This window comes from Bartonella sp. AP30XZML (assembly GCF_042195945.1).
In the GTDB taxonomy this organism is placed as follows: domain Bacteria; phylum Pseudomonadota; class Alphaproteobacteria; order Rhizobiales; family Rhizobiaceae; genus Bartonella.
This window is the reverse complement of the sequence record NZ_JBHIPJ010000046.1, coordinates 1-14,476: the sequence shown is the minus strand read 5'-3', so window position 1 is coordinate 14,476 and position 14,476 is coordinate 1. Positions and strand designations below refer to the sequence as shown.

The window sequence follows — 14,476 nt, the reverse complement described above, 5'->3', positions numbered from 1 at the left end:
TATGAAATTAAGCACATTTAAAAAATAAACTTACAAACTTTTTACATATGGGGGGCATCTACAACCTCTAGCCCCCCACCCATTTAATTAACATAAAAAAGAGAAAGGTAATGAGATGATATTTGATGATGGAGATAGATATGTAACGACACGTGAGTGTGCACAGCTTTTTAGTGTATCCACAACAACGATTCGCAATTGGGTGCTTCAAGGGGTTGTTTCCGGAGCCATATAAGCTAGGGAGAGCAGTGAGGTGGAAAAAAAAGAGATCTTAGCCTTCACTCCAAAGAAAAATAAGGAGAAAATAAGAATAAATTAGGTAAAATTATATAAACTGCAGAAGGTGGTCTAAAAGGTGGTCTGAAAATGGCTATTTAAAGAAAAAAACTATATATTTCAATATGTTTAAGAAATAAAATGGTGCCGCATGCCGGATTCGAACCAGCGACCCCATCATTACGAATGATGTGCTCTACCAACTGAGCTAATGCGGCATAGGTTTGTAAGTCAATGAAACAAAACTAATTTGAGGGTAATAGCTAAAAGTACGTATAAAAGCAAGAATGCATTTTTTCAATAATTTATACATATGATAATAATTTGAAGGAGAAGTATGTAAAAGTCAGAGGAAAGTATTCTTTGACCTTAATGCTATAAAATGCTTTCCAATTTACGATAGCACTTAAATTAAGAAGCTGGGAATGTAGATCTTTAGGATGAAAAATGGTGTCAAGATAACTTAGTAAAGATAAAAACATTTTCTGATTCTTAAGAAAGAAATTTGTTGTATAAGTGATTGGGAAAATAAAGATCATCATAAACCTTTTATAATGTGCAAATAAGATGAGTAGAATTATTTGAAAAGTTACTTCTCATTTTTATGGGAAGAAAAAGGGAGGAGGATTAATAAAATTAATCACGTTTTTTTATTTAAGAGGGAGTAAAAATCATGTCGGATGAAGATCGGCTGATAGAACTAGAAATGAAGCTAGTTTACCAAGAAAAATTCATTGAGGAACTTTCTCGAGTGGTAACTGATCAATGGAAAAGTTTGGATGAGATATCTAAAAAAGTTGATGTTTTAGCGAAACGATTTTCAGATTTAAAAGAACAGAGTGTGACTGAAGCTGTTATTTTACCATTTTCTCAATAGAGAGAAGATGCTTAAAATTTTTCTGCTAAGAGTCTCTTGGATTTTTTTAGATGTAATAGGTTGGATGTCACAATGGGAGTAAGATGCGAAATATTCTTTATTACAATTGCAATTATTTACAGATTGGTTTTTGTTTAACGCATTTTGTTAGACTTGTAGAATAATTTTTATAAGCTTCTTCATTAATTTCAAGAAGTTCCAATTTTATAAGGAGTGCTGATATTAGAAGACGTTTTTTATATGTGATTTCTAGTACTAAAATTAAGAAAAGTTTTTGTAGAGTATAAAGGAACATCCATAAAAATATATGAACTTCAATATGTTAAGTTTTTTCTGTACAGAGTTTTCTATAGATGGGAGTTAGGTTTATTCGCTAGTTTTTATTAAATTGATACAAATGAAGTAATGTTATCATTATCTATAGAAATCATAAGTGAGCCCGTATAATTTATAACTGAGCGCATATATTTATAATAAAGCGTTTTAATCCATTCTGATGATCAAATGATTTTCAGTTGTTTTAATAGGGTGAGGTGCTCTAAGCGATACCTGTTGTGTATAGTACAGAGAGCTCTAGAAGTTTTTTTCAAGATCAAATGTACTCTTCGTTATATGTATATGATATTTTGTGAAAAGGCTTTTGTTTTTCGTAATTTAAGATACAAAATACTATTGCTAAAGCACCAAAGATAGACCATGCGGGTAAATAAGTGAGAGTAATGCAAATTGAGGACAGAAAATCAGGCATTACCTTGCATAGAGATTGATTAAGGTGATAGATATCTGTTTGCAGAAGGCTTGTTAAAATTTTATTAAAGGGGGTTGTTGTCCAATGTGATGTGATTACAGAGTGTGTGTTATCAATGACCAATGCTATAATGGTTAGTGTAACGAAAATGAAGGACATTAATTTAAATAAAGGGTGGAGCATATTTTTTCTTAAAACTTCAACGGGACATACGTATAATGCACAAAAAAATAAGGAGTTGCATTATGATAAGAAAATAAGTTTACGTTTGTTTTGTGTTTTTTGAAAGAGGTGCCTAATTTTTCAATAAAAGTTGAGGTTAGGTTCAACAAAAGTAGTGAGGCATGATGTCTGAAAAAAAGCACGAGGAATTGAAGCGTAGCCTTCAAAATCGCCATATTCAAATGATTGCTTTGGGTGGCGTTATTGGGACAGGACTTTTTTATGGATCAACCGAGGCAATTCAATTAGCTGGCCCCTCAGTTATTTTATCTTATCTTGCCGGCGGGCTTATTATGTATTTCATTATGCGAATGCTTGGTGAAATGTCAGTAGAAGAACCGTCTTCAGGAGCATTTAGTTTTTTTGCTTATAAATATTGGGGGAGATTAGCTGGTTTCATAACAGGTTGGAATTATTGGTTTCTTTATATTCTTGTGAGCATGGCTGAACTTACAGTGATAGGGTTTTACCTTGATCATTGGATTTTGATTGATCATTGGAAGACATCTTTCATTGTTCTTTTATTTGTTACATTTGTTAATTTGTTTAATGTTCGTTTTTATGGAGAATTTGAATTTGCTTGCGCTTTGATCAAAGTGGCTGCTGTTATTGGTATGATTATTTTTGGAATTTTTCTCATTGTCACTGGACTAGGGGAAAATCAAGCGAATATTCATTATCTTTGGGACCATGGCGGTTTTTTTCCTTATGGAGCAGTAGGGGTTGTTTTAGCAACTTCTGTAGTAATGTTTTCTTTTGGAGGAACAGAGCTTATTGGTATTGCTGCTGGAGAGGCATCTAATCCACAAAAAACAATTCCAGCGGCTATTCGTCAAGTTATGTGGAGGATTATAATTTTTTATATTGGTTCTATCAGCATTATTATGATAATCAGCCCTTGGAATATGATTGGAAAAAATGGTAGTCCTTTTGTCACAATTTTCGAGACTATAGGAATTCCTGCTGCTGGTCATATTTTGAATTTTGTGGTGATTATGGCTGCTATTTCTGTTTACAATAGTGGCATTTATTCTAATGGCCGTATGCTTTATAGTTTAGCTGTACAAAAAAATGCACCACATATTTTTAGTAAACTGAGTGCTGCTCGTGTTCCTTATATTGCTATCCTTTTTTCATCATTCTGTACGGTGTTGATTGTCGTTGTTAATGCTCTTGTTCCTGATAATAGTTTCATGCGGATCATGGCTCTTGCAACTGCAGCAGCAGTGATTACTTGGGCTATTATTGTTATTGTTCATTTGAAATTTCGCAATGCCCATAAGAACAGAAAAGGCAACTTTACTTATGCGTTTGGTTTATATCCTTACGCTAACTATCTTTGTCTCTTCTTTCTTGCTTTATTATTTTGCATTATGTTTATCAGTGGTTTTGGGCAAAATGGATTGATGACTCGACTTTTTGATATGATAGGAATAAGCGTGCCTTTTCTTGAAACATATATTCCTGTACAGATGCCTGATATGAGTTTGGCAGTCATTATTATTCCTCTATGGTGCTTATTATTACTTTTAGGTTATAAACTGAAACGATAGAGAAAGAAGAGCTAATAAAAGGGATTGATTGGAATAAATCTTGGGGACTATAAAATTTGATGAGGTAACACAAGTTTTTGGTGATTTGTGTGTTTTAAGAAATATTACTGTACAGCTTACCGAAAAACGAATTGCTGTTATAGGTGCGAATGGTTCTGGAAAAAGTACATTTGTTCGTCTTATTAATGGACTCCAATTACCATCTCACGGTTTTGTAAGCGTTGATGGGCTTGATACCAAGCGCGATGCAAAAGCAGTAAAGCGTAAAGTTGGATTTGTATTTCAGAATCCCGATAATCAGATTGTTTTACCATTAGTTGAAGAGGATTTATCCTTTGGTCTCAAAAATTTAAAGCTTAATAAAGATGAAATTAAGGAGCGTGTAGATGAAATTTTACAACGCTATGAACTTCAAGATTTCAGAAATCACGCTGTCCATTTATTAAGTGGTGGGCAAAAACAACTCGTTGCTATTTCCGGTGTAGTTGCAATGAAACCAGACTACATTATTTTTGATGAGCCGACAACATTACTTGATTTGCGAAATAAGCATCGCGTTACGCAAGTGATAGAAGAATTACCACAAACGGCAATAGTTGTATCGCATGATTTGGAGTTTTTGAAAAAGTTTGATAGAGTGCTGGTTTTTGATAAGGGGGAGATAGCAATTGATGATGTACCTTTTGTTGCTATCAAGGAGTATATAAGAAGAATGTCATGATCGGTTTATATATTCCAAGGGATACGTTTATTCATAGGTTAGGTCCTGGAGTTAAGTTATTATTTCTTACGGCGTGTGGAACTTTTATAATAATGGTTTCTTCCATAGCGCTTCTTGGGTTATTTTTGTTGTTGGTCATCTTATTCTATAGAGTCGCCAAGGTCCCTTTCAAAACTGCGATAAAGCAATTTAAATCGATGGGATTGCTTTTAGTTCTTCTATTTGTATTTCAAACTATTTTTAGCGGTTGGCTTACGGGGGTTGAGGTCATATTACGTCTTGTTATCCTCTTTTCTTTATCATCACTTATTTCATTCACAACAAAAGTTTCAGATATGGTGGATGCAATTGAAGCAGGCCTCCAGCCCTTTCGTTGTTTTGGTATAAATCCATCAAAAGTGAGTATGGTTATCTCTATGGCGATCAGGTTTATTCCTCTTTTGAGTGAAAAGTTTAATGAGGTACATGAAGCACAGCAAGCACGGGGACTTAACACTAACATTCTCGCTCTTGCGATACCTTTAATTATACGAACCATAAGAATGGCTTCAGAAGTGGCTGAAGCATTGGAAGCGCGTTCTTATGATGTTGATACCATTGATACAGCATCTCATAATAATCAAAGTTTTTTATAGTGAAAGAAGAATCAAATGAATACAAAAGATTTAGTTTATATTGCCTTATTTGCCGCTGTTTATGCTATTTTGGGCCTTTTCCCTTCTATTTATCTTCCTTTTTTTCTAGGGATACCTATTACAGCTCAATCGATGGGACCGATGCTAGCAGGGTCTATTCTTGGGGCAAAAAGGGGTGCTTTAGCGTCACTCCTTTTTCTTGTTCTTGTTGCGATTGGATTACCTCTGTTGCCTGGTGGTCGCGGTGGGATCAGTGTCTTTTCAGGGATTGCAAGTGGTTATTTAATAGGTTTTCCATTTGCCGCATTTTTTATTGGTTTAATGGTAGAATTGTTTTGGCAGCGGTTAAATTTTATAATATTATTTGTGATAAATACTGTCGGTGGCATTGGGATAGTTTATTCTTTTGGTGTTCCATGGACAGCTTATATGACCAAAGTTTCTTTACTGAATGTTTTAATGGCTTCATCAGTTTTTTTGATAGGCGATTGTTTAAAAGCGTTGATTGCATCCTTTATTGCACTCGCGATTAAAAGATCTGTTCCTCTCATTCATTCAAAGCATAATAACTAAAATAAATGCATTATTTTGTTATGCTGTTGTTATATAATATTCGTATATCACTATTATTGAATTTAACTATAGTAATTTATGATGTATTTAAACATTATAGAATCTAATATGATTCATATAAGTGATATTATTAAAATAAATTATTATAGTATTTTTCTCTATATCTAAGGTATTTAAAGTGTACTTTTATAAATCTGATACTTTTTATTAATTGTACAACAATAACGAAAGCTTTTCCCTAGTGAAGGAATAATTCAGTGAATACAAAAGATTTAGTTTATATTGCTTTATTCGCCGCTATTTACGCTGTTTTGAGTCTTTTTCCTCCTATTTATCTTCCTTTTTTGCTGGGTGTCCCTATTACAGCTCAGTCTATGGCTCCGATGTTAGCAGGCTCTATACTTGGAGCGAAAAGGGGAGCTTTAGCATCACTTCTTTTCCTTGCTCTTATTGCGATTGGGTTACCTCTATTGCCTAGTGGTCGTGGTGGAATTAGTGTTTTTTCAGGAGTTACGAGTGGTTATCTGATTAGTTTTCCATTTGCTGCATTTTTTATTGGCTTTATGGTAGAATTATTTTGGCAGCGGTTAAATTTTATAATATTATTTGTGATAAATACTGTGGGTGGCATTGGGATAGTCTATTCTTTTGGAATACCATGGGTAGCGTATATGACACAGGTTCCTTTGCTGACAGTTTTAATAAGTTCATTAGGTTTTTTGGTTAGTGGTTTCTTGAAAGTGCTGATTGCATCCTTTGTAGCGTTGACCATTAAAAAAACCGTTCCTCTCATTCATTCGGAAAAAGGGGCAGTTCTGTACTGAAGAACAAGTTTTCCAAATGTATGTAGATTAAAAAGCATCACGGAATACCATTTTGTTTTGTCTACTTTTTTATTGGTATTTTTCTGCATAGCTTTCAGAGGTAGCCATACGAAAATTGAATGTTTCGGCACCAAAATTCATTTTTGCTTTCAGGAGCAGCCCCTAAATAGCCAATTAATATTATATGCATAAAGCCTTAGAATAATTTATTATTTTTTAATATTTTTAGTTAATTAATCACTAATTTTTAAAGTATTAAATTATATTAATTGTACAAAAACATGGATAATTAAGTGTTCATCTAAAACTCTTGATGTATATAATACCCTTATAAATGTATTAATATGAGGTATAAAAATAAGATTTGAATGGGATGAAGCTAAAACAAAAAGTAATCTTAGAAAGCACCGTGTAAAGTTTTGAAATAGCTGCATATGTTTTTTCTGATCTATTCTCCATGGCTAAACAAGACCGTATTGAAAATGGAGAGTATGGTTAGCAAGCTTTAGTGCTTGTGGAGGTTTTTTATTACTATTCGTAGTGCATACTGTCCATGACGATAAAGATGGCATAGAGGTAATCCGTATTATTTCAGCACGGCGAGCCAATTTGAAAGAAAGGAAACGTTATAAAGAAGAAAGTTCGTTATGAAATTGAGGTAGGTAACTTATCAGCTTTGACAGATGAACAGAGAGTTGAAATTGATAAATTGGCTGTAATGTCGGATAGTGCAATTGATCATAGAGATATTCCGTCACTCAATGATGTGTTCTGGAAAAACGCCGTTTTTAATCCATTCTATAAATCACCCAAAACTGTTACAACAGTGCGTGTGGATTCAGACGTGCTAGCGTGACTTTAAAAGTCAAGGGAAAGGATATCAAATGCGGATTAACGCCATTTTACGTGATGCCATGCTTCGTTCAATGCGTTGACCTCTTTCCTGCGACAAAGAGTATCAAACTGCTTTCGATAGTTTTTTTATCTCCTTGTTGATTTCATCTATGAACGTTGAGAAGAGACAACGCCATTTAATCTAAACAGTTTTATAAAATCGGAAGTTTTACTATGGCTTTTTAACTGAGCACTGTAGTGTGTAAATAGATATATTTATTAAACTGCGTGTACGTAACATAAGAAACAATACACAAACTAAAAAGGAATACCAAAGAGCAATATCTGAGTACAAAAGTACAGCATCCCAATGGAAAAGAAAGCTTGTACTCCACATACCTAGAAATGACAGGTAAAGAAACCGTTTCTTTATAACTATTTGGGAAAATTAAAACGACAAGCGCTAAACTTATTAGTTTTAAGAATCTGTGCAAATACTGTTGTAAATCACGTGTTAGTTTCACCCAACCTGTTGTATCATCATCTTTATATTTTGGGGTGCTCTGCAATTCAGAAGGAATATTAGAATTGCATAAAATTTCAAAAACCGTTGTGACTATTACCAAAGAAACAGACGCGAATGTCAAAATACTCTGAATAAAGTCAAGATTTTTTTAATTCCTAAAAAACATAAAAATATAAAAGTTATAATGCCAAACAAGGTTCTTAGCTGCTTATTTGTAAATATATTTATTTCCTGTGGAAAAATTATGATCTCAATTTCTTAAATTATTTTCTGATATAAAAATACAATCTATCTTTTATTTTAATAGCAATGTCTTCTATTGCATCCAGTTGCTTTTAATATTTTAGTTAACCTCGTTTATGATTTATCTATAGTTGATGATAGCTTTAAACACAGAGCTCCATAATCCCAAACTCTCGCTTGCATTTTGATACCCAAATCCACCTTTCAAAAAAGCCCATAGCACTGGCAACCCTTTCATAAAGATTAAAGAAAAGCTCTGTTATTTCAAAAATATATGAAAGTGACTCATAACTGCCGCAACATTTTTTGTGCTGATGCTGGCTATTCATGTTTTAAAAAAACAAATATTTTGAAATTCGTGTATCCTAAAATCCTTAATTTGTATTAATGGATTTATTTACTTTATAAATTTGATACTATAGAGCCATTTTGGCTTCTAGAAATATATTGTACATTAAAAAAACTTTTTAATCACTCTTTAAATGCATATCCAATCCAAAAATGATCAGCACTTTTCACTATTTTGCTATTTTTTAGAAATCTATTTTAAACTCTCCTATTATTAGTTTATGAAGAGTTTTGGTTCGTGAAAGAAGATCTTTTTCAATCTCTTCACAATACTTAGAAAAATCTGTTGCTTTTGGAATGATTTTTTTAGACATGCTTTCTACGTTGCTCTGCAAAATGCGTTTTAAGGACTCTTTCAAAATCAATAAGGAAATACCTTTGAGTTCAGTTTGATAAGCTTGAGAAGAGGTGTCATCGTCCATATCTTTTCGCTTGTGGAAGCTACCACAAGAGAACAAGCGAAAAAAGTATTAAAGATATCATCATTTGAAGCTTTTACAGCAATAAACCTGTGAAGCCATAGGCAAGTCTCAAGTGCATTTTCTTCATTCGGTTTTTGTTTTTAATTTTTCATACGACACACTGCTATTTCAGGTTATTTCTTTGGGTTGATTAAGATTTGTAAGGAAAGTTGATTGACAAGCAGTTAAGGCTGAATTTAAAGACTGGGATTATAAAGCCCAAGGGCTGACAGAAGCCGGTGCGGCTCTCGTGGCCTTGGCTGTCACGGCGGTTACGGGCGGAGCAGCCTCGGGCGCTGCCAGTGCCATTACCGGTGCTTTGGGGCTTGGCTCGAGCACCGCCATGAATGCAGCGATACAGGCAGGTGTCCAAGCACTGATTAACAAAAGCGCTGTGGCTCTTGTCAATAATCGCGGCAACATTGCCGGCGCTTTGCATGAGCTTGGCTCTTCAAAGAATGTTCTCAGCATTGTTTCGTCGATGTTGACAGCAGGCTTAACCAGCCAAATAACGGAAATGGCAGGTGTTGGACAATCTTTGCCAAAAACCGCTCCTTTTGTCGATCGTATCGCCAGTGAAGCGGAAAAGAACCTGATCAAAGCCGCCATTGGCACGGGCGTGCAAACGGCTCTTGAGGGTGGCTCTCTTGACAAGAACTTTTTTAACAATCTGCGCATCGCCCTGTCTGATACGGTTGGCAAATCGTTGGCGGAAGAAATCGGTACCGCCAAGGCAGAAGGCAAAATAGATACGGTCACGCAAATCGTTGCCCACGCCGGTCTTGGCTGCTTAAAAGGCACTGTTGCGAGCGGTGCTTGCTCTGCCGGTGCTGTGGGGGGTGCTGTGGGCGAAGCCACAGCCATGCTCCAGTTTCAATTGTGGGTGCAAGGAATTGTGAAAGAGGAAATGGGGGATCTAAACGGTCGCACCCCAACTCCGGAAGAGGAAGCGCGTATAAACGCAAAGATTGATGCGCAGTTTGCTGACTTTAGAGATCACACCATTGATGTCGCACGGGCTGCCGGGGGCGTTGCCGCTGCCATTGCCGGTGGCGATGTTGATGCCGGCGCTGATGCCGCAGGTAATGCCGCTGCAAATAACTACCTCAGCAGTGCTCAACAAGCTCAGATGGAGAAAGAATTAAAGGAGTGTCCTGACTTTTTATGTGCAGCAGAAGTGTCTGCGAAGTGGTCTGCGATTAGTACAGGGCAAGATATAAGCTTTGCGGCAGGTATGGTAGCTGGTGTCCCGGCTGAAATATACGATACGGTTGATGGTTTTTTGCAAATAGCCAAACATCCCAAAGAGACTTTGAAAGCGCTCAAAGATTTTTTCAGCAGTGGTGAGATTTTGGCGACAATTGGTCGGACCCTTGGACAGTCCTATGTAGATCGCATTAATAAAATGGAGGAGGAATATGAGCGAGCCGGTGCTGGTGGATCCTTTAAAGCTGGACTTGAATTTGGAAAATTATTGACTGAAACAGCATCCCTAATGACAGGAGTTGCTGGAGCAGCCAAGGGAGGCATAAAGCTTGGCGCAAAGGCTGTGATCAAGTTCAATGCTAGGAAAGATTTTACTCAATTCGCTTCCAAGAAAAATCTTGCAGAACTTGCAGCTCAAGGAGATCCTGACAAACTTGCGGCGAGGAAAGAACTGACCAAACTTGCTGCTAAAGAAAAAAAGCTTTGGTTAAAAAAGAAACCCACTAAATTTACCGATAGCAAATTTGGACAGACCTACACAGTTTATCGGAGAGACGACCTGTTTGATCCTAACAAAAGGGTTAAATGGACTGAAAAAGGGGAAACGGTATGGGGCACTAATATTGATAGAATGAAAGCAAGAAGAGCACCTATAGGATATGATGGTAAGTCTGTTGAGTTGCATCACCTAAATCAAACCCCTGATGGACCCTTAGCAGAAATGAGCCATGAATTTCATAAAAATATACTTCTGTTATTCATGCTAATCCAAAAACACATCAATCGCTCATAGATAGAAAAAAGTTTGAGAAGCAGAGAGAGGAATATTGGTATAAACTTGGTAATGGGTATGGAGAACAAGAAAACAGTAGTTTAGGAGGAATAATCAATATGAAATGGGGCATTATAGGTCTAGATTTTGACAGATGGGGACAGAAGCACCGGCAGTAATTCTCTACGGTTGATGAAAAGAGAAACTTATAAAATAATTTATGGAGGATAATTGATGAAAACCTATACCTTAGATGATGTTACAGTATTAGTTGATAAATATGAAGGTGATATTGTTAATTTTGCTAGCAAAGATAAGGAGGTTGATGATCTCGTGATTGAAAAAGCTGAGGAAATTCTTGGTTTGCAATTCACATCTTCCTATAAAGTTTTTTTAAAACATTATAAAGGCGGGGACATTGGTGGTTATGAAATCTATAGGCTTTATAAGGAGTGTGGAGAAGATATTCCTTTTGATGATATTGTTTTCCAAAATTTAAATGATAGGAAACGTGGTTTTGCAACACTAGAACAGCTTATCGTTTGTGATGCTGCTTTTGGTGAAACCTTTTATTTTGATTATACGCAGTTTCGGGATGGAGAATGCCCACTTTATGTCATGATTCCATCTGAAGATTGCGAATATTACGCCAGTAATTTTTATGAATTCCTTTGCAAAAGAATTAAAGAAAGCGTGGGAGTTGAGATACCTGATGGTGATCAACCAATTGAAAAGATTGAGAACACTCTCACTCCGCAACCTATCCCTTTTTACAAGAGCTTTTGGAAAAAACTATGGAAGAGGTGAAATTGATAGAGGAAATATGGAGCGTTTATCACGCAAGTTTTGAGGATCATCTATGAAAACCTATACTTTAGATGATGTTGCAGTATTAATTGATAAAGTGAATAAATATGATGAAGAGATTATCAATTTTGGTACTGAAGATGATGCAGTTGGTGATTTCGTGATTGAAAAGGCGGAGAAAGCTCTCGGTTTACAATTTACATCGTCTTACAAGAGTTTTTTAGAACATTGTAAAGGCGGGGATATTGGTGGTGATGAAATCTATAGTCTTTATGAGAATCCTGTAGGTATTCCTGCTGGTGATATTGTTTACCAAAACTTACTCGATAGAAAACATGGTTTTGCGACACCAGAACAGCTCGTTGTGAGTTATGATCTTGATGAAACCTTTTATTTTGATTATACGCAGTTTCGGGATGGTGAATGCCCACTCTATCTCAAGTATACATCTGAAGATTGCGAATATTACGCAAGTAATTTTTATGAATTTCTCTGCAAAAGAATTAAAGAGTATGAAGGGGAAGATTCATGAAAACCTATACCTTAGATGATGTTATACAACTAGTTGATAAATAGGATAATTGCGATTTATTGCTTGTTATGAAAACATCTGAAAAGAGATTGATCATTATAAAGATTAGCAAAATCCCTTTTAATAGACCGTGTCAGTGTTGTCAGTTCTTTTTAGAGCCTATATTATTTTTTTTAAATGAGAGAAAATTAAAATCAATATATTTCAATAGGTTAGCACTTTAATGATACAACCTTTATTAAATAGCAACCCATAAATTCAACTAACAATATATATTTGTCAGTTATGTGTCAGTAAATTGAACTGACAAAATAGATTATTTTAGTGAGTGATTAAAATGTGCTTTATGAAAAGCATATGATCCTTTAAAGCCTTTCAAAAGATAGTTTGTAACTCATAAGAAATGCTATCAAGATCCTTATGGTTGTTAGTTTTGAAGATTTTGAGTATTTTGAGGGTTTGAGAAACATTCAAAACCTATAAGTAATATAAGAAAATGAATATACATAACCCTCTTTAAACAAAGCTTTTTATAACAATAAAGCTATCATTTTAGATTACGGTATAACCTCTTAAAGGCAATGTAAAAAAATCTAATTCTATTTAAGAGTAGGTTTCTTAAAAGTTTTAAAGCAATCCAATTAAGAGTATCTAAAAGTGCAAGTTTCTTCTTTTTAGAATAACGCATGATAAATTATCCTTTTAAAGATTGTATGTAAGCTATTTATAAAGGGGGGATAGAACCTATAGGTATAAGACCTTATATCCCTTTGTGAGTTTAGCATGCCAAGTCTATTCAGTTTCTCTTATTTCTAATTTTGGTAGTTTTTTCACGATTTTCATTGTTTCTAAACTTACAGTAATAACCCTTTGAAACAACTCCAATGGATAAGCAGGATTTCCAACGATCTCAACAGCATAACGATTGGCATCATTAACAATACCACTCTTTTTATTTATTTTTACACATTGACACCCCATAACCCATTCAAGAGCAGGCTTGCCATTTACGATATACTCATAAGCTTCAAGAGGGATATCTGTCATGATGATATTGCTGTTGTAGATAACAGTTGATTTATTCTTTTCCTTACTATTCTTAATTTTTGCGAATTTCATTTCAGTCACATAATAGAATTTCTCAGAATTAGAGATGTCAGTTAATTTTGGATTACCCTTTTAAAGGCACGGAATAAGATTCTACAGTTTCATAACTCACGTGCAAATGACTGAGTTCACGCCCTGTTACAACAGGGCTCCGTTTTCATATGAGGGGGTTAATTCTTATCAAAAGAATCGAAATGAAGCTTATTAAATCCATTTTGAATGAATAGTGAGAAAACTGGAAAAAATGCTAAAAAAGCCGATAATTTTTTCAAAAGGGTTTTTAAAGGTACTTATCCACAGCCCATGACATGGAATAAGATCAGCAAAGTAGTGAAATTTTCTGTTTATTTTATGGAAAAAAGACAAATTTGATATGTGCTTTTAAGATATCATAATGAGTATTTTGATAGGTTTTATGAGTCACTAAAATAGTCTATTTTGTCAGTTTAATTTACTGACACAAACTGACAAATATATATTATGGATTGTATTTAAGGTTGTATTGTCGATATAGGTTGTATCATTAAAATACTAACATATTGAAATATAATGTTTTTAATTTTCTCTCATTTAAAAAAATAATATAGGCTCTAAAAAGAACTGACAACACTGACAGCACTGGAGAAAACTCTTCTGTTCAGATCATTATCTTTGGAGAACGGGTGCTTAATGCGCTGTACAGAGAGTTTTGCCTATTTGAGTAGAAAGTTTTAAAAGACGTTTCTTTATTGTTTTCTATGATGGTTTTTGACGACAGGATGTGCTTGATCGCATGATGTCTCGTTTATATGCGTGTTGAGTGGCTTAGAGGAGCTGGAGAGTGAGTTTATCTCTAATTATTGATAAATATATTGTAGCATTAAACTGGGGATATTGATGTATTAACCATTGACGGGCTAAACAGTTTTGTTTAGAGGTTTTTTTCATATAAATGTGGGGGAGAGATCTTCAGCAGTTAAAATAAAGTGGTTTTTGGGTATCACTTTTTTTGGTCACAGAGGCATGTGCTTTTGTTAAAAGCGTCATAGGGCAGTGGCTGTTTTGAGTGGACTTGTTAGAGGTTTCATGAAGTTCTTTTAAATAATGCTTCATGAATAATGCAAAGCGGGGGCAATCTGTATTGTTTTATGTATTTTTACGCCAAAGTTCTCTTTTGAGAATTTTTCGTGCCATTGTTGTTTTCTTTGGCTTGTTTACAGGTGTAAATGTTT

General features: G+C 34.8%; 10 protein-coding genes, 1 tRNA gene and 6 pseudogenes. 12 read left to right on the top strand and 5 right to left on the bottom strand.

Annotated elements, in window-relative coordinates:
• Positions 1-115: 115 nt before the first annotated feature.
• A pseudogene (locus tag ACFIL2_RS03425) lies at positions 116-319 on the top strand (helix-turn-helix transcriptional regulator).
• A gap of 99 nt (positions 320-418) precedes the next feature.
• Here ACFIL2_RS03425 and ACFIL2_RS03420 read toward each other — a convergent pair.
• Positions 419-494: transfer RNA gene (locus ACFIL2_RS03420), tRNA-Thr, on the bottom strand.
• A 455-nt stretch (positions 495-949) separates the two neighbouring features.
• On the opposite strand from ACFIL2_RS03420, the gene ACFIL2_RS03415 reads away from it, so the two are divergent.
• The 6 genes from ACFIL2_RS03415 (at position 950) to ACFIL2_RS03390 (ending at position 6,429) form a co-directional block, all read left to right on the top strand.
• Complete coding sequence (locus tag ACFIL2_RS03415) at positions 950-1,153, top strand: SlyX family protein (protein WP_375634991.1); 204 nt, start codon at positions 950-952, stop codon at positions 1,151-1,153.
• Between the two features lie 1,095 nt (positions 1,154-2,248).
• Complete coding sequence (locus tag ACFIL2_RS03410) at positions 2,249-3,676, top strand: amino acid permease (protein ID WP_375634993.1); 1,428 nt, start codon at positions 2,249-2,251, stop codon at positions 3,674-3,676.
• 40 nt (positions 3,677-3,716) lie between these two features.
• Entirely contained in the window at positions 3,717-4,397 is a 681-nt protein-coding gene (locus ACFIL2_RS03405; protein ID WP_375618715.1) for an energy-coupling factor ABC transporter ATP-binding protein, read from the top strand.
• A complete protein-coding gene (locus ACFIL2_RS03400) occupies positions 4,394-5,032 on the top strand; it encodes an energy-coupling factor transporter transmembrane component T family protein (protein WP_375640707.1) in 639 nt (212 codons plus the stop codon). The genes ACFIL2_RS03405 and ACFIL2_RS03400 overlap by 4 nt, the downstream gene beginning before the upstream one ends.
• Positions 5,033-5,047: 15 nt before the next feature.
• Complete coding sequence (locus ACFIL2_RS03395) at positions 5,048-5,605, top strand: biotin transporter BioY (protein ID WP_375634997.1); 558 nt, start codon at positions 5,048-5,050, stop codon at positions 5,603-5,605.
• Between the two features lie 257 nt (positions 5,606-5,862).
• Positions 5,863-6,429 (top strand): biotin transporter BioY, encoded by a 567-nt coding sequence (locus tag ACFIL2_RS03390; RefSeq protein ID WP_375633212.1) that lies wholly within the window; start codon positions 5,863-5,865, stop codon positions 6,427-6,429.
• Here ACFIL2_RS03390 and ACFIL2_RS03385 read toward each other — a convergent pair.
• Positions 6,423-6,619, bottom strand: a pseudogene (locus tag ACFIL2_RS03385) (single-stranded DNA-binding protein); the annotation flags it as partial. The gene ACFIL2_RS03390 and the pseudogene ACFIL2_RS03385 sit on opposite strands and share 7 nt — an antisense overlap.
• A 486-nt stretch (positions 6,620-7,105) precedes the next feature.
• On the opposite strand from ACFIL2_RS03385, the gene ACFIL2_RS03380 reads away from it, so the two are divergent.
• Together ACFIL2_RS03380 and ACFIL2_RS03375 are read left to right on the top strand one after the other, a co-directional pair.
• On the top strand, positions 7,106-7,285 hold the full coding sequence (locus ACFIL2_RS03380) for a hypothetical protein (protein WP_375618712.1): 180 nt from the start codon (positions 7,106-7,108) through the stop codon (positions 7,283-7,285).
• Positions 7,286-7,313: 28 nt separating this feature from the next.
• On the top strand, positions 7,314-7,364 hold the full coding sequence (locus ACFIL2_RS03375) for a hypothetical protein (RefSeq protein WP_375618717.1): 51 nt from the start codon (positions 7,314-7,316) through the stop codon (positions 7,362-7,364).
• Positions 7,365-7,495: 131 nt separating this feature from the next.
• On the opposite strand, the pseudogene ACFIL2_RS03370 reads toward ACFIL2_RS03375, so the two are convergent.
• Positions 7,496-8,011, bottom strand: a pseudogene (locus ACFIL2_RS03370) (hypothetical protein).
• A 554-nt stretch (positions 8,012-8,565) separates the two neighbouring features.
• On the bottom strand, positions 8,566-8,802 hold the full coding sequence (locus tag ACFIL2_RS03365; RefSeq protein WP_375643462.1) for a hypothetical protein: 237 nt from the start codon (positions 8,800-8,802) through the stop codon (positions 8,566-8,568).
• 217 nt (positions 8,803-9,019) lie between these two features.
• Between ACFIL2_RS03365 and ACFIL2_RS03360 the strand changes: the two are divergent.
• From ACFIL2_RS03360 to ACFIL2_RS03350, 3 genes and pseudogenes are all read left to right on the top strand, one after another.
• A pseudogene (locus tag ACFIL2_RS03360) lies at positions 9,020-10,998 on the top strand (DUF637 domain-containing protein); the annotation flags it as partial.
• Between the two features lie 55 nt (positions 10,999-11,053).
• Entirely contained in the window at positions 11,054-11,626 is a 573-nt protein-coding gene (locus ACFIL2_RS03355; protein ID WP_375643520.1) for an SMI1/KNR4 family protein, read from the top strand.
• A gap of 52 nt (positions 11,627-11,678) precedes the next feature.
• Positions 11,679-12,152 (top strand): annotated as a pseudogene (locus ACFIL2_RS03350) (SMI1/KNR4 family protein); the annotation flags it as partial.
• A gap of 798 nt (positions 12,153-12,950) precedes the next feature.
• On the opposite strand, the pseudogene ACFIL2_RS03345 reads toward ACFIL2_RS03350, so the two are convergent.
• Positions 12,951-13,410 (bottom strand): annotated as a pseudogene (locus ACFIL2_RS03345) (type ISP restriction/modification enzyme); the annotation flags it as partial.
• Positions 13,411-14,476 lie beyond the last annotated feature (1,066 nt).

Bases quoted from the DNA above. Each gene is read 5' to 3' on its own strand.
- ACFIL2_RS03355 (WP_375643520.1), top strand. From the start codon at position 11,054: ATGAAAACCTATACCTTAGATGATGTTACAGTATTAGTTGATAAATAT.
- ACFIL2_RS03400 (WP_375640707.1), top strand. From the start codon at position 4,394: ATGATCGGTTTATATATTCCAAGGGATACGTTTATTCATAGGTTAGGT.
- ACFIL2_RS03365 (WP_375643462.1), bottom strand. From the start codon at position 8,802: ATGGACGATGACACCTCTTCTCAAGCTTATCAAACTGAACTCAAAGGT.
- ACFIL2_RS03410 (WP_375634993.1), top strand. From the start codon at position 2,249: ATGTCTGAAAAAAAGCACGAGGAATTGAAGCGTAGCCTTCAAAATCGC.
- ACFIL2_RS03395 (WP_375634997.1), top strand. From the start codon at position 5,048: ATGAATACAAAAGATTTAGTTTATATTGCCTTATTTGCCGCTGTTTAT.
- ACFIL2_RS03415 (WP_375634991.1), top strand. From the start codon at position 950: ATGTCGGATGAAGATCGGCTGATAGAACTAGAAATGAAGCTAGTTTAC.